19 protein-coding genes are annotated in these 19,840 nt (G+C 59.3%); 7 read left to right on the top strand and 12 right to left on the bottom strand.

The annotated features are described in order from the left end of the window. Positions 1–117: 117 nt before the first annotated feature. The 3 genes from EZV60_RS05750 to EZV60_RS05760 are packed head-to-tail and all read right to left on the bottom strand — an operon-like array spanning position 118 to position 3,498. Positions 118–1,488, bottom strand: coding sequence for a cytochrome P450 (locus tag EZV60_RS05750; RefSeq protein WP_135503170.1), 1,371 nt, complete (start codon positions 1,486–1,488; stop codon positions 118–120). Next, a complete protein-coding gene (locus tag EZV60_RS05755; protein WP_135503173.1) occupies positions 1,485–2,693 on the bottom strand; it encodes a hypothetical protein in 1,209 nt (402 codons plus the stop codon). Before EZV60_RS05755 ends, EZV60_RS05750 begins: the two co-directional genes overlap by 4 nt. Before the next feature lie 52 nt (positions 2,694–2,745). Next, entirely contained in the window at positions 2,746–3,498 is a 753-nt protein-coding gene (locus EZV60_RS05760; RefSeq protein ID WP_135503177.1) for a cytochrome c biogenesis CcdA family protein, read from the bottom strand. 94 nt (positions 3,499–3,592) lie between these two features. Between EZV60_RS05760 and EZV60_RS05765 the strand changes: the two genes are divergently transcribed. Then, positions 3,593–3,826, top strand: coding sequence for a sulfurtransferase TusA family protein (locus EZV60_RS05765; protein WP_135503180.1), 234 nt, complete (start codon positions 3,593–3,595; stop codon positions 3,824–3,826). 73 nt (positions 3,827–3,899) lie between these two features. Here the strand turns inward: EZV60_RS05765 and EZV60_RS05770 are convergent, their stop codons facing one another. The 6 genes from EZV60_RS05770 to purC form a co-directional block, all read right to left on the bottom strand. Continuing rightward, on the bottom strand, positions 3,900–6,563 hold the full coding sequence (locus tag EZV60_RS05770) for a ribonuclease E/G (RefSeq protein WP_135503183.1): 2,664 nt from the start codon (positions 6,561–6,563) through the stop codon (positions 3,900–3,902). Positions 6,564–7,559: 996 nt separating this feature from the next. Then, positions 7,560–8,894 (bottom strand): sigma-54-dependent transcriptional regulator, encoded by a 1,335-nt coding sequence (locus EZV60_RS05775; protein ID WP_135503186.1) that lies wholly within the window; start codon positions 8,892–8,894, stop codon positions 7,560–7,562. A gap of 5 nt (positions 8,895–8,899) precedes the next feature. Beyond that, a complete protein-coding gene (locus EZV60_RS05780) occupies positions 8,900–10,663 on the bottom strand; it encodes a sensor histidine kinase (RefSeq protein WP_135503189.1) in 1,764 nt (587 codons plus the stop codon). A 56-nt stretch (positions 10,664–10,719) separates the two neighbouring features. Next, positions 10,720–11,388: a phosphoribosylformylglycinamidine synthase subunit PurQ gene (gene purQ / locus EZV60_RS05785; RefSeq protein ID WP_135503192.1), complete on the bottom strand. Its 669-nt coding sequence runs from the start codon at positions 11,386–11,388 to the stop codon at positions 10,720–10,722. Then, positions 11,388–11,627 carry a phosphoribosylformylglycinamidine synthase subunit PurS gene (gene purS, locus EZV60_RS05790; protein WP_135503196.1) on the bottom strand — a complete coding sequence of 80 codons (240 nt, stop codon included), beginning with the start codon at positions 11,625–11,627 and terminating at the stop codon, positions 11,388–11,390. Before purS ends, purQ begins: the two co-directional genes overlap by 1 nt. Positions 11,628–11,659: 32 nt before the next feature. Continuing rightward, on the bottom strand, positions 11,660–12,421 hold the full coding sequence (purC, locus tag EZV60_RS05795; protein WP_135503199.1) for a phosphoribosylaminoimidazolesuccinocarboxamide synthase: 762 nt from the start codon (positions 12,419–12,421) through the stop codon (positions 11,660–11,662). 160 nt (positions 12,422–12,581) lie between these two features. Between purC and EZV60_RS05800 the strand changes: the two genes are divergently transcribed. Continuing rightward, complete coding sequence (locus EZV60_RS05800) at positions 12,582–12,896, top strand: DUF1476 domain-containing protein (RefSeq protein WP_135503202.1); 315 nt, start codon at positions 12,582–12,584, stop codon at positions 12,894–12,896. A gap of 309 nt (positions 12,897–13,205) precedes the next feature. Beyond that, positions 13,206–14,234, top strand: a complete 1,029-nt coding sequence (gene bmt, locus EZV60_RS05805; protein WP_135503206.1) for a betaine--homocysteine S-methyltransferase — start codon at positions 13,206–13,208, stop codon at positions 14,232–14,234. Between the two features lie 7 nt (positions 14,235–14,241). On the opposite strand, the gene EZV60_RS05810 is transcribed toward bmt, so the two are convergent. After that, positions 14,242–15,330: a PA0069 family radical SAM protein gene (locus EZV60_RS05810; RefSeq protein ID WP_135503211.1), complete on the bottom strand. Its 1,089-nt coding sequence runs from the start codon at positions 15,328–15,330 to the stop codon at positions 14,242–14,244. Positions 15,331–15,539: 209 nt separating this feature from the next. On the opposite strand from EZV60_RS05810, the gene EZV60_RS05815 reads away from it, so the two are divergent. From EZV60_RS05815 to EZV60_RS05825, 3 genes are all read left to right on the top strand, one after another. After that, positions 15,540–16,244, top strand: a complete 705-nt coding sequence (locus tag EZV60_RS05815) for a corrinoid protein (protein ID WP_135503214.1) — start codon at positions 15,540–15,542, stop codon at positions 16,242–16,244. Positions 16,245–16,378: 134 nt separating this feature from the next. After that, on the top strand, positions 16,379–16,594 hold the full coding sequence (locus tag EZV60_RS05820) for a hypothetical protein (protein ID WP_135503218.1): 216 nt from the start codon (positions 16,379–16,381) through the stop codon (positions 16,592–16,594). Positions 16,595–16,729: 135 nt separating this feature from the next. After that, positions 16,730–17,383, top strand: coding sequence for a DUF1638 domain-containing protein (locus tag EZV60_RS05825; protein WP_135503221.1), 654 nt, complete (start codon positions 16,730–16,732; stop codon positions 17,381–17,383). Positions 17,384–17,481: 98 nt separating this feature from the next. Here the strand turns inward: EZV60_RS05825 and EZV60_RS05830 are convergent, their stop codons facing one another. Continuing rightward, entirely contained in the window at positions 17,482–17,892 is a 411-nt protein-coding gene (locus tag EZV60_RS05830; protein ID WP_135503224.1) for a SufE family protein, read from the bottom strand. Between the two features lie 134 nt (positions 17,893–18,026). Between EZV60_RS05830 and EZV60_RS05835 the strand changes: the two genes are divergently transcribed. After that, entirely contained in the window at positions 18,027–18,611 is a 585-nt protein-coding gene (locus EZV60_RS05835) for a hypothetical protein (protein WP_135503227.1), read from the top strand. A gap of 9 nt (positions 18,612–18,620) precedes the next feature. Here EZV60_RS05835 and rnd read toward each other — a convergent pair whose 3' ends face one another. After that, positions 18,621–19,778, bottom strand: coding sequence for a ribonuclease D (gene rnd, locus EZV60_RS05840; RefSeq protein WP_135503230.1), 1,158 nt, complete (start codon positions 19,776–19,778; stop codon positions 18,621–18,623). Positions 19,779–19,840 lie beyond the last annotated feature (62 nt).

Consider the following 19,840-nt stretch of genomic DNA (forward strand, 5'->3'; position numbering starts at 1 on the left):
CGGTTGTCGGAGTTTGAGCTTTTGGAACAGATGCGCGCAGAAGTGTACGATGCAAACTGCGCGAAATCGAGCACCGTGCCTGTCACTCTCTCGAGAACCTGGGCCTGGTCGAAATCGTCAGTGCCGTGGCGTGATCTTCAACCATATCCCATCCTTTCCTCGCACTGTCAGATGAGCCACCGGTATGGCTGGACGATCGGGTACCAGGTCAAACCTGTAGGCACCAACCAGCATAGACAGCAGCAGAGTACCTTCGATCATGGCAAAGCCGGCTCCGGAGCAAACCCGCGGCCCTGCCGAAAAAGGTATATATGCCTCCCGCAAACAAGTCTTGCCGTTCTCTGAGCTGAACCGATCCGGGTCAAATGCATCAGGCCGCACCCAGAGCCGCTCATGACGGTGCAGATGCCATGGACTCAGCACGACTTGGCTGCCTGGCTGCACGTCGCGGTCACGCAACCTTTCTCCTTTCGCAGTCTCACGCACCATCATCGGTACCGGCGGGTATAAGCGTAGCGCCTCGCGGAAGACATCTCGCACGACGCGAAGGCGGTTCATATCACGGAATTCCGCATCGCCATTTGGGATGACTTCCAAGGCCTCTCTAGCGACCTTTTCCTGCCAGTCCGGATACATCGCGAGAAGGTAGAGCGACCAAGCCAGCGCGGAAGCGCTTGTCTCGTGCCCAGCAAGAAAGAAGATCGCCACCTGATCGACCATTTCTTCTGTGTCGAAGCGGTCACCGGATTCCGGGTCGGTAGCGGTCATGATTTTGGTCGCCAGATCATCGGGGGCAGTTCCAGCTTCGATCTCCGCCATACGGCGGGCGGTCAGATGCGTGATGAGCGTGCGGATGCGTTTCGCCGTGGCCTTCGTTGCACGGCTGTGCAGGCGCGGAACCCAGCGAGGCAGCGGTAGAAAAGCCGCGATATTGACGACGGGTTGCGTCCGCTGATGGGCACGGAACTCGGCAAAGACCCGGGCCGCGATCTCGTCCTCAATGGGCAACGAAAAAAGCGTTTGGAAGATGACGTCGGCGGCCACGTGACTTGTTTGCGCCTCAATTTCGACCGGCTCTCCCTCTGCTTGAACCTTAAGCCGGGCAACGGCGCTCTGCCCTGCGCGCAGCATCGCAGGGAAAGCGTCGCGCAAACGCCCGCCCTCAAAGGCCGGATCGATAATGCGCCGTTGCCGCTTCCATGTCTCTCCGTTCGTCACGAAGACCGAGTTGCCCAAGAGAGGCGTCAGCCCTTCGCGGACACGTTCGGACTTCGGGAAATCTTCAGGCCGGTCGCGAAGCACCAGATTGACCAGTTCAGGCTGGTTACAAAGATAAGACCGAAAGAACGGCGTACGGAACTCGGCCATCCACGCGCGGTAAAGGCGCGCGGGTTGTGCCGACAGGATATCCTGACGAAAGAGCCGCATGTAGCGCCAAAGAGAAACGCGCCCGGAACGGGCTGGCGGTTTCGGCGGAAGGCCGGTCATGCGGCTTGCCCGGTGTACTTCGATACCGCTGCCTCGATACGACTGGGTGACGGAGCGCGGTCGCGGTATCGAGCGCCGAGCGTCTGCGGCCCGGCGGTGATCTGGAAATAATCGTAAAAGCCGGGTCGATCGAACGCGCAGAGATACTGAAAATGCAGTCGGAAAAACCGCCAGCGCAGGGCGCGCAAGCGTTCGGGACTTAGGGTTTGCGTGAAGGCCGCCGAGAGGACGAGCGGCCAGCGCTTGTCCTTCGGTGCGACGCCTGAAACCGCTACAGGATCACAAAGGGCGAAGGCGCAACCGTCGCCAGGGGCTGTCACATCGATCCAGGTCAGCTCTTCGCGGGCGCTGAGAAAGGCAAGGTCGGCGCGCAGGCGATGGGCATCGGGCAGAAACGACACCATGGGAACCACCTGCCCAAGCGAAAGGAACGACAGCACTGGCCCCTTCGTAGGCACCCTGCCCGCCCTGATGACGTCTGCCAGAACAGACACCGCCAGGTGCGCGCCGGACGAATGCCCGACGACCAGAACTTCGTCAGCGTCAGAACACAGGGCCGCAACGATCTCGTCACCGAATTCGGCCATCCTTGCCTCGAGATCCGGCGGATTAGCCCCACGATAGCGCGCCGAAAAGGCATAATCGTGCATCAGGTAATAGGCAAAAAACTTGTTGTCCTTGCGGCGGAACCACTCCAGCACGAAGGGAATGCTGAGAACACCAACCCAAGCCGCCAAAGGATGGAAAAGCGACAGTACCCGCCCCAGTCCCCATGCGATCAAGAGCGCGATCCCGAGTTGCACCAAAAGAAAGCCCACAGGATAAAGCGCCGCGATGACGGGCCCCTTGCGCAGACGCATCAACCGAAACAAGGCGCCCGAACCGATATAGGCCCAAGCCGTGCGCAGAAGTTGCAGATAAGTACCTAGAATACCCGTTTCCATGCTGTTGCGCACGATATCGGACCACACAAGAACATTGACAACGGTCTCGGTCGATTGACCGTCAATCATTGCCTCTACCTGCCAGCCGTAGCGCCCGTCGCCGGTTTTCGGCTTCAGGTCAAGGCTGTAGCCGGAGACCTTCGCCTGTTCGCGGCCTTCCTTCCGGTAGAGCTCACGATACCGGCGGGGATGAATCGGATCATACCCGGGCACATAAAACACCCGCCTGCGGCGAACGATTTCGTTGGGCTGGCTGCTCATACCGGACCTCGTCTCCGGTCAGAATAGCCAAGCATTTTGGCAAGAGTAAGACCTAACCGAATGTGGCAAGAGCCGGGAAGTTCTCCAACAGCCAATAGGAGAATGCGGAAAATCCCCCCGTCAGCATCAAGAGCCCGATCGTCCAGAGAAGCAGTCCCATGATACGCTCAATACGCTCCATATGACGCTTCATCCAGGCCATGAGGCCCGAGAGACGCGGCAGGAAGATCGCGAAGAGAAGAAAGGGGATGCCCAAGCCCGCCGCGTACACAGCTAGCAATAGCGTACCTCGCGCAACCGAAGCTTCGGAGGCGGCCAGAGAGAGGATCGCGCCCAGTTGAGGCCCGATGCAGGGCGTCCAGCCGAAGGCGAAGGCCAGCCCGAGTACATAGGCTCCGAAAGACGAGCCGCCGCGATCGCCCACGTCTATGCGCGCCTCGCGGTCTAAAATAGAGATCCGGTAGACACCCACGAAATGCGCACCGAAGACCATCACGATGATACCGGCCAGAGTATTGAAATAATCCTGATATTGCAGAAAGGCCCGGCCTGCGCTGGAGGCCGCGAAGCCTAACAGGATGAACACGGTCGACAATCCCAGAACAAAGAACACCGCGGGCAGAATGGCCTTGTTGCGCGCTGTCCCGGCGGAATTTAGCTCTGTGACCGTTACACCGCCCATATAGGCGAGGTACGGCGGCACGATGGGCAGCACGCACGGCGACAGAAAAGAAAAAACGCCGCCAAGAAGCGCCACGAACATGGCCGGCACAAGCGTCGCGTCGATGATTTCTACTCCGAACATAAGTCTGACCTAGTGGAATTCCGTGGGAACGTCACGGGGCAACGGTCTCACATCTCTGTGGACAGGCTGTAACAGCCGGACTAAGTCGTCGCGCATGGATGTTAAAGACACGATAGACGCCCGAGGGCTACTTTGCCCGCTGCCAGTCCTTAAGCTGCGCAAGCGGATCAAGCCTTTGAATTCCGGCGATGTCATCGTTTTAGAAGCGGATGATCCGGCCGCCATTGTGGACGTGCCGCACTTTTGTGCCGAAGCAGGTCACGATCTTGTCGAGATGGTCGAGAGTGATGGCGCGACGCTTTACCACATCCGCAAGGGCAACGCCTGACATCGTCCTGAAGTTGTCAGTAATACCTGCAGGTTGTCCCGCCACCAGCAAGCCAGAGGCGGGATCTTGATTTTTAGCGCCCCAGAGACCACCAGCCGCGGCGTTTGGGCTTACCGTCGTCCGCGTCGTCGTTTGCACCGCTATCGGCCTCCGCTATGGCCGGTTCGGGTCTCCGCTCGGCAGTATGGACCGGCTCTGATGTCGGCTCAGGTTTGGAGTTGTCGAGCTCAGAGGTCTTCTCCGACTTTTCCGTAGCTACAGGTTCGGGCTTGGCGGCCTCCACACCCTCTTCGGACGCAGGCGCTTTTTTCTTGGAGCGCGATCCGCGGGAAGACGACGATTTCTTCTTTGGCTTGGGTGTGTTCGCCTCGGTTGTCTCGTCGGCCTCTGCCGCGACCTCAACCGGCGCGGTCTGACCATTATCCGGTTCGGCGTCATCTTTCTTCTTGCGCGAGCGGGAAACGCGCTTTGGCTTGGATTTTGGTTCTTCCTCGTCCGCAGAAGTCTTGTCCGTATCGTCAGACTTTTCTTCCCCGGAATCCGCCTCGTCCCTGCCCTTTGCGTCATCGAAGCGGGACTCTTGCGACTGACCGTCGGTCACCTGTCCGTCATCGCCGTTCCCGGACTTAGACTTGGAGCGCCGACGCCGACGCCGACGCTTTTTCTTGGGCTTGCCATCTTCGTCGGCGTCGCCATTCCCGTTGCCATTATTCGACGGCTGGATGGCCGCGACCGCCTCTTCTTCGGCCTCGTCCGTATTTTCGTCGATCTGATCCATGATCGAGCTGTCGACCGAAACCACCGGCTCTGTCGCCTGCGGTACTGCGCGGGTCGCGGTCTTGAATTTCTCGATGGTGAAATCGGGCGAAATCAGCGATGGGTCACCTTCGATGCGAACCGACAGACCATACCGGGCCTCGATATGCGCGACATGCTCGCGCTTTTGGTTCATGAGGAAATTCGCAATGCTCACGGGGCAACGCACGAGCACTTCGCGCGACCGACGGCGCACGCCTTCTTCCTCGATCTGACGCAGGATCGAAAGCGACAGGTTATCGTCCGAACGGATCAGACCAGTGCCGTGACATGCCGGGCAGGGCTGGGTCGTCGCCTCAATCATGCCGGGACGCAAACGCTGGCGGCTCATTTCCATCAGACCGAAGCCCGAGATGCGGCCCACCTGGATGCGCGCGCGGTCGGTCTTGAGCTTGTCCTTCATTCGTTTTTCAACAGCGGCGTTGTTCTTACGCTCGTCCATGTCGATGAAGTCGATGACGATCAGGCCAGCGAGGTCACGCAGTCGCAACTGGCGCGCCACCTCTTCCGCGGCCTCGAGATTTGTCTTCAGCGCAGTCTCCTCGATCGAGCCTTCCTTTGTGGCACGACCCGAGTTCACGTCGATTGCCACCAGAGCTTCGGTCACGCCGATCACGATGTACCCGCCAGATTTAAGCTGCACCGTCGGATTGAACATAGAGCTGAGGTAGCTCTCGACCTGGTAGCGCGCGAAGAGCGGGAGCTGATCGGCGTAGTGTTTCACGTTTTTGGCGTGGGACGGCATGATCATCTTCATGAAGTCCTTGGCCGTGCGATAGCCGCGCTCGCCCTCCACGAAAACCTCGTCGATCTCACGGTTGTAAAGGTCGCGGATTGACCTTTTTATGAGATCACCTTCTTCGTAAATCTTCGCCGGAGCGATGGATTTCAGCGTCAATTCGCGGATCTGCTCCCACATGCGCTGCAGGTACTCATAGTCGCGTTTGATCTCGGATTTGGTGCGTTTGGCACCGGCCGTGCGAATGATCAGGCCCGCGCCCTTCGGTACGTTCAGTTCTCCGGCGATTTCCTTGAGCTTCTTGCGATCTGCGGCAAGCGTGATCTTGCGGCTGATGCCTCCACCGCGAGCGGTGTTGGGCATGAGAACGCAATAGCGCCCGGCAAGCGACAGATAGGTGGTCAGGGCCGCACCCTTGTTGCCGCGCTCCTCCTTTACGACCTGAACCAGCAGAATCTGGCGAACCTTGATGACTTCCTGGATCTTATAGCGGCGCGGGCGCGGCTTTCGCGCTGGCCGGATATCTTCTGCATCGTCATCATCGGCGACGGATTCTATGGTCTCGTCCTTCGACGCTGCGTCAGAGCGATCCTTCTCTTCGGACTCGGCTTCCTGGCCGTTATCCTCGGGCGCATCGCCGTTTGCCTCCCCATCCGCATTGTCCTCGGGCTCTTCCACCGGCGTTTCGGCAACGGTTTCCATCGGCGACAGGCCTTCGTCGCTGTCGCTGTCAATCTCGGCGTCGCCGTCGAGATCGATGGTTTCCATGCCGGTAATGTCGGCGGTCGTAACCGCGTCCTCGGACTCGGCCTTTGCCGCCTTGGACCGGGAACGCGACCTTGAGCGGCGTTTCGGTTTTTCTTCTTCCTCGTCGCGGGCGCGCTGAGCCTCGGCATAGGCGCGCTCTTCCTCGAGCAACGCCTCACGGTCCGCGACGGGGATCTGATAATAATCGGGATGGATTTCCGAAAAGGCGAGGAAACCGTGACGGTTGCCGCCATAATCGACAAAGGCCGCCTGCAGCGACGGCTCGACCCGAGTTACTTTTGCGAGATAGATGTTGCCAGCAAGCTGGCGCTTGTTTTCCGACTCAAAATCGAATTCCTCGACCTTGTTCCCGTCGACCACCACAACGCGGGTTTCTTCCGCGTGGGTGGCGTCGATAAGCATTTTCTTAGCCATGTAGTTCCACTGCAGGGATGCAAGGCCCGGCTCCCTGGTGGGGCCAATGTCTTGCTGTCCTGTCTTGTCTGGGCGATGGAAGACGGCACGGGGCTTCGCGCAGAGTGTGTCTCTGCGGGGTGAACATATGTCTGTCGCCTCTCGCGCGTCATCGCGGTTCTTCTCCGGAACGTGGGCGCAACGCCCCGTCCCCATTAAAATGCCGCATCATGGCCCTTGGGCTATGTGCCGGCGACTCTTGGCCTTTTCGGGCCCAATCGGTTGTTCCGACAGCCGGAAATGTCCGGCTCGGAACAGCGAAACTGTACCAAGGCGCATATACGCCCTCGGGTCCTTGATACGGTGAGAGACCGGTCAAAGACAATGGCAAATGTGTTAACGAACCTGGAGGAGCCGCAATCTGGCGTTTCCGGCCAAAAATTTGGGCTTACCGTAAGTGGTGGAAAGCCTGCGTCACTTGAGGCGGGAAAAGCTAAAACGTTCACCACTTTCTCGTGCTTGGCCGCGCGCGACCGACAATTGAGGCGCATCAATAAATCTTCAATTGCCCACCTAGGCTGGCCACAGCGATTTCTGACAGCGATAATGTCAAGGCATTGATCTACGCCAAATCTTGCGCCATGTACCGGGTCTTGCTGCTGGCAGAGTCTTTCGAGACCTCAATCCAAGATTATCCGGCGCTTCGTCCCGGGCATTCCGCGCGTATTAACCAAGCACATAAGGCCTTCGAAGACAGTCACCACTTCGGTTACAAGTCGCAAAACACCTGTGTCGACCGAAACGTCGTCCGCGCATCGAACACGTAGCCTTCCGGCAGCCTGCTTGCGACCGTATTAAGCTTGTGTCGGGCCAGTCACAAAGGAGAACGCTGACCCTTTACCCGGGAAGGATGCAAGAATCTGAACCGGTGAAAATTTCGGCTCTAGCCTGAACAATGTCCCACGCCCTCATTAACGACAGGCGGATGTAACCAATCCGCAATGCTTGGTGGCTGCGCTACAGATAGTCTGATCTCTGCAACCCGTATTTGGCCATCTTCTCATTCAGCGTGCGGCGCGGCAGGCATAGTTCTTCCATGACACTGGCGATAGAACCTTTATGCCGGCGCATCGTATTGTCGATCAGCATACGTTCGAACGCCTCGACATACTCTTTAAGCGGCTTGCCCTCCGTCGTCATGACCGGCTGCATGTCTTGGTGATCCGACATCAGCAAAGAGGCGATCGTGCCGGAGCCGCGGCGCGATTGCAGCACTGCACGCTCGGCGATGTTGATAAGCTGGCGGACGTTTCCGGGCCATGGAGCCTGCAACAGTTGAGCGGCCTCCTGTGCGCTGACCTGTGGCGCCTCACAGCCGTAATCGTCGGCGAAAGCATCTGAGAAACGCGTGAAGAGCGTCAGGATATCCTCGCCGCGTTGGCGCAACGGCGGCACGGTGATCCGCAAGGAGGCTAGTCGGTAAAAAAGATCCGCGCGCAGCGCATCCTCGCAGGTGCGGTCTTGCTCCTGCATGTTCGAAATCGCCACGATCCGCGTCTCCGGCGGCGCCCCCTCGTCGTTGATGAAGGTCAGAAGACGCGCCTGCACTGCATCTGGCAACTGCTCGACATCTTCAAGAACCAAGGTACCGCCTCGGGCCTCTTCGACCGCCGGAAGCTGAGCATCCTCAGGCTGCACCGGGCCGAAAAGCCGCTTGATTAGCGCGTCCTCCTCGAAGGCGGAACAGGAAATCAGGACAAACTTCTTTCCCGCGCGGGCGCCGACCGCGTGAAGCGCATGCGCAACCAACGTCTTGCCCGTGCCGGTCTCCCCCTCGATGAGAACATGGCCGTCTGCCTGACCAAGATCCAGTATGTCTTCCTTGAGGCGTTCCATCACCGGTGACGCACCAATGAGCTTCTTCATCAGCTGGCCACCATCGCTAAGCTCCCGGCGCAGCGCACGGCTGTCGAGGATCATTCGCCGGGCATTGGTGGCTTTCTTTGCCAGCTCGTTCATTCGGTCGGGATTGAACGGCTTTTCAAGAAAATCGTAGGCACCGATACGCATTGCTTCAACCGCCATGGGCACATCGCCGTGCCCTGTAATCATGATGACGGGTAGAGAACTGTCGGTGCCCATCAGCTTCTTGAGGAACTGCATCCCGTCCATGCCAGGCATCTTGATGTCCGTGACCACGATACCGGGGTAGTCCGGCCCCAGAACCTTCAGCGCTTCTTCTGCAGAAGGAAAGGCTTCGGTGTCGTATCCCGATAGCGCCAGCCACTGGCTGATCGACTGACGCATGTCTTTTTCATCATCGACGATGGCGATTTTCATTGCACTGGGCATTTGTCCTACTCCGCTGCACGGGTCTTGTCAGGCAATATGGGTAGCTGCATCTCGAATACAGCCCCCCCGGCGGCAGCGTTGCGCGCCGTAAGCCGGCCGCCAAGGTCGTTGACAATACCAGAGGAAATGGCAAGCCCCAAGCCGACGCCGTCGCCGGGCTGCTTGGTGGTGTAGAAAGGCTCGAAGAGGTTCTCGATATTCTCGATTCCGTGACCGTTGTCGCGGACCGTCAGGACCGCCGTTTCGCCCGCCGCTAGCAGGATCTCGATCTGCGGATCTTCGGCGGCCTGCGTTGCGTCCATGGCGTTTCGAAGCAGGTTGATGATCACCTGTTCGATCCGCACCCGATCACCCATGACCCAGACCGCTTGAGCGGGCATGGTGCGGGTAATATCGACCTTTCGCTGGCGCAACTGCGGTTCCATCATGGCGAGCGCGGAATTGATCGCATCCCCCATGTTTACTGGCTGAAAATCGTGGCCGTCCTGACGTGCGTAGGACTTGAGCTGCTTGGTGATCGCCCCCATCCGCTCGATCAGGTCGTCGATCCGCTGAAATGATGTAACGGCCTCGTCGGGACGGTTCCGAGACAGCAAAAGCCGGGCTCCCGCAAGATAGGTTTTCATCGCCGCGAGAGGCTGGTTGAGCTCATGGCTGACCGCTGCTGACATCTCTCCCAGAACCGCAAGTTTGGAACTTTGCTGCAGCGTCTGTTCAGCCACTGCAAGGTTCTCTTGAACCCGCTGACGCTCGGCGATTTCCCGCTGCAGACGGGCGTTCAATGCGCGAAGCTCTGCCGACTCTCGCTGGAACAGCATCATGCGGACCGCCGTCTTGCGGTTCAGCACATAGAAGGCGAGCGCGAGCAGAATCGCGAAGACCATGATTTCGAGGGCCAGAACCCCATTCACCTTGTCACGTACCGAGGCGTAGGTGGTGAAGGACGCAATGCGCCAGCCGCGAAAGGCCACCCTGCCCTGCACGCGCATCACTGCTTCGCCTTCGAGATAGGCGTCGGGCGGCAAGGCCGCAGACCAGTCAGCGGTCGCTTGGAGCGCGCGGAGGATGGCGGAGTTAGCAGGCTCGCGAGCCAGCGCCGCAGCCTCGGTCAGGCCACGCCACCGCGGCTCCGTCGCAAGAATGATCCGCCCTTCACTGTCGGTAACAAGAACGGCGTCAGAAATGCCGGCCCACGCTCGTTCGTACTTTTGCAGGTCCACTTCGACCAGAATGATCCCCACAAGGCTCTGTTGGCTGGTAACGCGGCGCGAGTAGAAAAACCGAAAAGCCCCTGCTTCGGTCCGTTTAACAGTGAACACATTGTCTCGCGACCGCAAAGCATCCACGAAAAACGACTCGGTCTTGAGCGTTTGGCCTATTGTGCTGCGGTCAGTCGATGCGACGACGCGCCCATCCCGGTCCAAAAGGGATAGCGACGCCGCCGAAAGCTCTTCGTTAAAGACGATCAGACGTTGCGACGACTGCGCGAAATCCCCACTGTCCAGGGCCGAGATCAGCGCCGGGTCGCGCGCCAGCAGCTGAGGCACAATGGCATTCTGGCGCAATTCGGAGAGCAGGTTACCGGAATAAAGCGCGAGGCGTAGCTCAGCACGATTGCGGGTATTTTCCGTGAACCGGTCCGTGAGAAGACGGTTGGTGACAACCACAATCGCCACTGCCATTACGACCATGATCGCAAGCGAAAACCGCGCGCGCCAGCCAAGGGTGCGCGTGCGGCGGCTTGTCTGGGTGAAACTTGGCCATTTCATGCAGCAACGCTACGCCCGGGCGACCGACGGCTCAAGCCCCGACCGCGTGGTCACGTTCAAGCGTGTGCGAGTTGGTCGACTAACGTGCGGAAAAGCGCCGCCCCGTCCGTCCCGCCATGTGTGGTTTCGGCCATGCGCTCGGGATGCGGCATCATGCCAAGCACGCGACGGTTTTCCGACAAGATACCAGCGATATCCTGCTGAGAGCCGTTGGGGTTTTCGACATACCGAAAGGCCACGCGATCTTGGGCGTTGAGCCGCTCCAGCGTCTCGGCATCAGCGAAATAATTGCCGTCATGGTGTGCGATTGGCACTGTAATCGTGCTTCCGGCCTCGTAGCCAGACGTATAAACGCTCTCAGACGTTTCCACTTTTAGATCAAGAGCTTTGCAGACATACTTCAAGCCCGCATTGCGCAATAGAATCCCCGGCAAAAGCCCGGTTTCCGTTAGCACCTGAAAACCGTTGCAGACACCGAGCACATAGCCGCCCGCCTCGGCATGTTTCACCACCGACCGGCAAATGGGTGAGTTCGCCGCAATCGCCCCGCAGCGCAGGTAATCCCCGAAGGAAAATCCGCCTGGCACACCGATCACGTCGACCCCCGCAGGCATCTCTGTGTCTTTGTGCCAGACCATGCTGACCTTGGCGCCTGCGTTTTCAAAAGCGACCTTGAGATCACGATCACAGTTGGAACCGGGGAAAACGACGATGGCGGCATGCATCAGGCGATCTCCACCGAATAGCTTTCGATAACCGTATTTGCGAGAAGCTTCTCACACATTTCGGTCACCGACTTTTCCGCCTTGGCGCGATCCGTTTCGGTCAGGTCGAGTTCGATCACCTTACCTTGGCGTACGCCTTCGACCCCGTCGAAGCCAAGCTGGCCAAGTGCGTGGCGAACTGCCTCGCCTTGCGGATCCAGAACACCGGTTTTCAGCATGACGTGGACGCGTGCTTTCATCGCGGACATTTCCCCTTGCGCTGCTGGCCGCCTCAGTTGATCAGGTGCGGCTTTGTCATCGTGGCGGCCCCTTTCGGCATCACGCCAAGCCGCTTGGCCACTTCGGTATAGGCATCCGTCAGGCTTCCCAAATCGCGACGGAACACGTCCTTGTCCAGCTTCTGACCCGTCTCGATATCCCACAGCCGGCAGCTGTCTGGGGAAATCTCATCCGCAACGATCAAGCGCTGGAAATCGCCCTCGTAGATGCGACCGATCTCGATCTTGAAATCCACCAGCTTGATACCGACCCCGTACATCACACCCGACAGAAAGTCGTTGACGCGCAGTGCAAGGCTCAGGATGTCATCCATGTCCTGCTGGCTGGCCCATCCGAACGCAGCGATGTGTTCCTCGGTCACAAGCGGATCGCCCAGCTTGTCGTCTTTCAGGCAATATTCCACCACCGGACGCGGCAATTGTGTTCCTTCATCCATGCCAAGACGCTGCGCCATCGTGCCGGCGGCGTAGTTTCGCACAATGATTTCCAGCGGAATGATTTCGCAGGCGCGCACCAGCTGTTCCCGCATGTTCAGCCGCTTGAGGAAATGGTTCGGGATACCGACATTCGACAGGCCAAGCATGAAATACTCACTCAACATGTTGTTGAGCACGCCTTTACCCTCGATCACGTCCTTTTTCTGTGCATTGAAGGCCGTGGCATCATCCTTGAAATACTGAACGATCGTGCCTGGCTCAGGCCCTTCGAACAGTGTTTTCGCCTTGCCTTCGTAGATTTTCTTACGCCGCGCCATGGGCTCTCTTTCAAATGTGCCGCTAAGAAGACTCGCGGGTGGATCTGGCGTCGTCATAGTCTAAGGGCGGGCATGCCGCAAGACGGGCATATGCCCTTGCACCGCCGCGCGGACGGGGCCATACCTAAGTCAACGAGGACCGAACCCGCGGGGGATATATATGAGCACGTTCGACGATCGCGAAAACGCGTTTGAAAACAAGTTCGCACACGACGAAGAGATGAAATTTAAGGCCGAGGCGCGTCGCAACAAGCTTCTGGGTCTCTGGGCCGCGGAACTTCTGGGCAAGAGCGGGCCGGACGCAGACGCTTACGCCAAAGAGGTCGTACTATCGGATTTCGAGGAAGCCGGCCACGAGGACGTGGTTCGCAAGGTCGCGGGAGACCTTGGAGAGCTTGCGGACGCCGATACGATCCGGGCCAAGATGGACGAGCTCTTGAAGATCGCCAAAGACCAGCTTTTGAAAGAATACTGATACTGGTGACAGGGCATGCACCCCTGAAAAGGCCAAAGACGAGCCCGCGAAATTCGCGGGCTTTTTTTCATGCGCCCAGAACGGTCGGCAGGTCGCATAAGGCGACTTCCACCCCAAAGAATAGTTCGTCTTTCGCCATTGGCATACGCCGTCACGCGCTTCGATCGACCGCCAGCGCTCTTTCCTCTGACAAACCAACTGCTGGCCTCAATCGAAGAATACCGCCGCTCACGACGATCATGAGGATTTTGACTTTGCGCGTGCGCGGGAAATATGAGACATGCCCGCCAAGCAATGGGAAGGACGATCATGACCGACGCGCTGAGCAAGATGCTGGCCGACCGTGACTGGATCCTGGCCGACGGGGCCACTGGCACAAATCTTTTCAACATGGGGCTTAGCTCCGGCGACGCGCCCGAACTTTGGAACGTGGAGCACCCCGATCGGATCGAACAGCTCTACATCATGGCGGTCGACGCGGGCAGCGATCTTTTCCTGACGAACTCCTTCGGCGGCAACGCGGCGCGGCTCAAGCTTCACAACGCGCAGAAGCGCGCCCGGGAGCTTAGCCGTATCTCGGCTGAAATCGGTCGCAACGTCGCCGACAAGCGTGATCGCGAAATCATAGTAGCAGGTTCTGTTGGGCCGACGGGCGAGATAATGGCGCCGATGGGCGCGCTCACGCATGAGTTGGCGGTCGAGATTTTCCACGAACAGGCCGACGGATTGAAAGAGGGCGGCGCTGATGTCCTCTGGCTGGAAACGATCAGCGCGCCCGAGGAATATAAGGCGGCCGCCGAGGCCTTTGCGCGCGTCGGTATGCCGTGGTGCGGTACGATGAGCTTTGACACCGCCGGGCGCACGATGATGGGCATGACCTCTGCGGATATGGCCACGATGGTAGATAAGCTCGACCCCGGTCCTCTTGCCTTCGGCGCCAATTGCGGCGTCGGGGCGTCTGACCTCATGCGCACGGTTCTGGGCTTCGTTGCGCAAGGCACAGAGCGGCCGATCATCGCCAAAGGCAACGCGGGTATCCCAAAATATGTCGACGGGCATATCCACTATGACGGCACTCCCGATCTCATGGCAGAATATGCTGTGCTGGCTCGGGACGCGGGCGCGACGATAATCGGCGGGTGTTGCGGCACTATGCCTGAACATCTGTCAAAGATGCGTGAGGCGCTGGAAACGCGCGAGCGTGGGCCGCGCCCGACGCTCGATCAGATCACCGCCAAGCTCGGCGCGTTTTCGTCCGCGGTTGATGGCACCGAGGATACGGACGGTGACGACTCGGCCCCATCGCGCCGGGGGCGTCGCAGCCGTCGCCGCGGCTGACAGGCCGTTAAAACAGCGACAGTTGATCGCCCGCCCGCGGCGGCGGATCGAACAGATCCGTTCGTAATGCGGGCTGATTGGTTAAGAAACCCATCCGTTTTGCGGCCACCTCAAAGCGACGTGCAATCAGCTCTGCATACGGTCCCTCGCCGCGCATGCGACGCCCCCAGTCTGAGGAATAGTCCCGTCCCCCATGCATGTCGCGCACAAGGCCCATCACCCGTTTGTCACGATCCGGATAATGCTCGGCCAGCCACGCACGAAAAAGTGGCGACACCTCCAGTGGCAGGCGAAGCATGATCCAGCTTGCGGATTCTGCGCCGGCAGCGCGCGCCGCGCTCAGAATCGGCTCGATCTCGTGACAGGTCAGCCCCGGCACTACCGGAGACACCATGATACGAACCGGAATGCCGGCATCGGCCAGGCGCTCTACGGTTCGAAGCCGCCGCGCCGGGTCAGGCGCCCGCGGTTCCATCCGGCGGGAAAGCTCTCGGTCGAGCGTAGTGACCGACACGCCAACGCGCGCCAACCGACGATCCGCCATGTCAGACAGAATGTCGATATCATGTTCAATCCCGCTGCCTTTCGTAACGACGGCCACAGGGTGATTGAAGTCCGAGAGAACCTTTAGGCAGGCGCGCGTGATACCGTAGGCGCGCTCGACAGGCTGATAAGGATCGGTATTGGTGCCAATCGCGATCGGCGCAACGCGATAGCCCGGCTTGCGCAATTCCTGCTCCAGCAGCGCCGCTGCGCCAGGCCGCGCCGTCAGCCGGGTCTCGAAATCCAGTCCGGCCGATAGGCCGAGCCACGCATGCGACGGGCGCGCAAAACAGTAGATACAGCCATGTTCGCAGCCACGATAAGGATTGATCGACCGGTCGAATGGCAGATCGGGCGACCGGTTATAGCTGATAATGCGCCGCGCGCTTTCATCGCGAACTTCCGTGCGCAGTGCGCGGTTGTCGTCTTCGCGGTCCCAGCCATCGGCTTCGAAAACCCGCTCATGTCGTTCGAAGCGCCCCGTCGCATTACCCAAGGCGCCGCGACCTTTAGGCAATAACGTAGGGTCACGGGTGATTTCGTAGCAGCTCATGCATTAAAATTGGAACAAATGAAGAACCCTTGCAAGCAATTCATGCATGTGTTCCAAATAATTCAGGCGCGCATGGCACGATAAAGGCGTATAAGGTCGGTCGCGATGCGACCGATGTCGCAATTCGCAAAGTCAAAAAGCGACAATCTGTCAATAGCAGGTTGGAATGACGAGGCGGCAAAAATGCCCCGACAAAAGGGATATACTCCATGTCCGACGATGGCGATGACATCATCCTCTCCGAACTCGACGACGAGGAACTTGTCGAACAGATGTGGGACGACCTTTACGATGGTCTCAAGGACGAGATCGTCGAGGGCGTCAACATTCTGCTCGAACGCGGATGGGCGCCCTACCGCGTCCTGACCGAAGCACTGGTGGGTGGTATGACCATCGTAGGCAAGGATTTCCGCGACGGCATCCTCTTTGTGCCAGAGGTTCTGCTGGCGGCCAACGCGATGAAGGCCGGCATGGGAATTCTCAAGCCACTGTTGGCCGAGACCGGCGCGCCCCGGGTCGGAAAGATGGTCATCGGCACGGTCAAGGGCGACATCCACGATATTGGCAAAAACCTCGTCGGCATGATGATGGAAGGCGCTGGATTCGAGGTGGTCGATCTCGGGATCAACAACCCGGTCGAAAGCTATCTTGAGGCGCTCGAAACCGAAAAGCCCGATATCCTTGGCATGAGCGCGCTGCTGACCACGACCATGCCTTACATGAAGGTGGTGATCGACACGCTGGTCGAGCAGGGCAAGCGCGACGATTATATCGTACTTGTCGGTGGTGCTCCGCTCAACGAGGAATTCGGTAAGGCCATCGGCGCCGATGCCTATTGCCGCGATGCGGCCGTCGCCGTGGAAACCGCTAAGGAACTGGTTGGACGCCGTCACAATCAGGGCGCGACCGGATAGGGTCCCTCTTCTTCGGAAGAGTTTCGTGAGGGCGGCCCGCGTCCAGGCGGGCCGTTCGTCTTCGAAATATAGCCATGTTTGAATGCCCTGTGCATGGTCATACATTACAAAGGCACATCCGAAAGGAGCCTGTCATGCCTTTGTTCAATGTCATCGTCATTATCGTATGCGCCGTCACCGCCGCGGGGCTAACCGTCTGGGCGGGCGCGCTTATTGCGTCGGCAGCCAACCAGGAATTTGGATGGTTCATCCTTTTACCTGCGCTTCTCTGCGTGCATCTGCTCTTCTGCTTGTTAGCCAGACGCGACACCAACGTCCGGAATCGTCACGACGACAGGTTAAATCGATGATCAGGTACCTTCCCGCATGCTCGGTTCCTTCCCGCCAAAACGACACCCCAAACTCCGGAAAGGCACAGAGCGCCCATGTGTTTAATGAAGACCGAGGTTTTGGCCCTGCGGACTTAGGCTCCACCGAGATGTCCCATGCAACCGGTTGACCCCTACCCTTCCGATGCGCGACTGACCGAGGATGGTTATGCAGAGCCGGCCACCGGACGCATTCTGCTGATAGCCTGCGGTGCGCTTGCCCGTGAAATCCTGGCTTTGCGCGACGCCAATGGCTGGGATCACATGGACCTTCACTGTCTGCCCGCGAAACTGCACCTCTATCCCGACAAGATCACGCCAGCTGTGGCTGCCATGGTGAACGAGCGCCGCGCCGATTACGCGCGGATCTTCGTCGTTTACGCCGATTGCGGAACTGGCGGAGCGCTGCAGGCGAAATGCGCCGAACTTGGCGTTGAGATGGTGGCCGGCCCGCATTGCTATGCCTTTTTCGAAGGCAATGAGATTTTCGCCGCCCGAGACGAGATCACCGCTTTTTATCTCACGGATTTTCTTGTGCGGCAATTCGATGCCTTCATCTGGAAGCCGATGGGCCTCGACCGTCACCCAGAGCTGCGCGACATGATGTTTGGCAACTATACCAAGCTGGTCTATCAGGCTCAGACAGACGATCCGGCCCTGCGCGCCAAGGCCGAAGACTGCGCGCGCCGTCTCGGTCTGGATTATGAGTACCGCTTCACCGGCTACGGCGATCTTGAAACATCGCTCACCCGTCAGGCGACCAAAGCCTGAGCCTCGGCACCTTCATCTGCCGATACAAACGTCTGGGAATTAGAGGAGCAGCGCCCCTAATTCCTCACTCGCATCTGCGGCGCATTCGCGCCTTTGGATCACGCGGCGTCCGCTGCGACGCTGCGGATCCTCTCGATCATTGCGCGCAGCCCATTGGACCTTTGCGCGGAGAGATGATCGTTCAGTCCGAGCCGCCCGAGTTCGCTACCCGCATCCACCTTGGGCACCTCCGCCACGGGACGACCGTTGTAAAGCGCGCGCAGCACTGCGATCAGGCCGCGGACAATCATCGCATCGGAATCGCCTTCGAAGGAAAACCGCCCGTTCTCGATCTGCGGGTGCAGCCAGACTTGGCTCGCGCAGCCATCAACCTTGGTAGCCGGGACCTTCAGCGCATCGTCCAGAGGCGCCATCGCCCGTCCCCTATCGATCACGTATCGATAGCGGTCTTCCCAATCCTCCAGGAACTCGAAATCGGCGACGATTTCTTCGAATGCCTCGCTGGCCACTGTCATCTCCCCTGCAATGTGTGTGCCCGGGAGAGGTAAGCGCGGCAAGCGGTGCAGTCCAGCCCAAGCTTGTGCCTTTTCAAGCCGCAGCGGATGCGGTAGTGCGAAAGGCAAGGCAAAGAGGGGCGCAAATCATGCGGAATGTCGTTTCGGTTCTGGTCATCTCGACCGTGGCCCTTTCCGGCTGCAGCGGATGGAGCGACTCACGCGCCAATCCCCGCAATTGGTTCGGCAAAAGCCAGTCGACCGCCGTCGTGGAACGCGCGACCCCAAGGGAACCGGGCGACCGGCAAACCGGCAACCCGCTGATCACCGAACCCAAGCGCGATGGATTCCGCGCCCGCAATCGCAGCACGCTAGATCAATCCGGTGTCCTGCGGCGCCGCAACCGCCAGGAAGTCTACGAAGGCACGCTGATTGACGAGGTCACGGCTCTGCGTATCGAGCGTATTCCCACCGGAGCAATCGTGCATGTGACGGGCCTGCCCCAACGCGAAGGCGCCTTTGACGTACGGCTCGTGGAGGTCAACCCGGATGGGCCGGTAAACGGCGTCATGGAATACACCCTGAACGCCTATCAACCTGTCACAACACGGCAGGGCACTCCGACCACTCGCCGTGTCGAAACCGCAGTTTTCATTCCCAATGGCGACTTGGAACAGGTTCGCGAGATCCGCGTGACCGCCGAACGCAATCGCCGCAGCAGCAATCGCCGCTGACCTGCTCCGTCACAGCTCGACTGTCTTGACCGAACCGCCTTTCGCGGCAAGTGCGACCTTGCCCTCGCACAGGCGCAAGGCATCCTGGCCGAAAACGTCGTGCCGCCAACCGCGCAATGCGGGCACATCGCGCTGCCCTGCAGAGATCGCATCGAGATCCGCCGCCGAGGCGATAAGCTTGGAGGCAACAGCGAACTCTTCGGTCTTGGCCTTCAGAAGAACGCGCAAAAGGTCTGCCAGTGCCGGATTGACCTGCAGCTTTTCACGCGACCGATCAGGCTTCGGCAGATCCTCGTTCGAACAGGCAAGTCCGTCGGCGACGGCTTTCAGGATACCCTCCGCGATTTCGCCGCGCCGCGCTTCGCGCAGCAAAAGCCGCGACCTCGACAGGTCCTTTTCCGAGGTGGGTTTGGTCGATGCCAGCTCGACAAGGGCGTCGTCCTTGTAAACCCGGTTGCGCGGGATGTCTCGCGCCTGCGCATGGGCCTCCCGGAAACGCGCCAGTTCACGCACAATGGCTAAAAATCGCGCCGAGCTATTGCGAGTCTTGACCCGCTTCCACGCGTACTCGGGCCGAGTGATATAGGTCTCGGGATCGGTCAAGACCTGCATCTCTTCGGCGACCCACTTGTCGCGTCCGCTTTCGGCCAGTTTGTCCGCGAGATACTCGTAAATGTCTCTTAGATGTGTCACATCCGCGAGCGCGTAGGTCTTCTGCGCGTGGCTCAGAGGACGGCGCGACCAGTCCGTGAACCGAGAGGTCTTATCGAGCGCTTCCCGCGCGATCTTGCGCACCAGCGTCTCGTATCCAACCTGCTCTCCAAAGCCGCAGACCATCGCGGCAACCTGCGTGTCGAAAAGCGGCGCTGGAATGAGGCCTGCGTCGATATAGAAGATTTCCAGATCCTGCCGCGCGGCATGGAAGACCTTGACAACATCGGGGTTCCGAAAAAGTTCGTAGAGCGGCTCGAGCGAAATGTCATCCTCAAGCGGATCTACCAGCACGGCATCCTCCTCGCCGCGTGATGGCAGCGCCAGTTGGATCAGGCACAGCTTGGAGTAATAGCTCCGCTCGCGCAGGAATTCCGTATCGACAGTGACATAGGGCTCCGCGGCTGCACGGGCGCAAAACGTGGCTAGGGCATCGGTAGTGGTTATGGTGATCATGGAAACGGGTGTATCCGGTCTGATGCGATTTGTCCCTCCTCCCCTACAGTCCGCCGCGAAAA

This window comes from Roseovarius aestuariivivens, assembly GCF_004761875.1.
In the GTDB taxonomy this organism is placed as follows: Bacteria; Pseudomonadota; Alphaproteobacteria; order Rhodobacterales; family Rhodobacteraceae; genus Roseovarius; species Roseovarius aestuariivivens.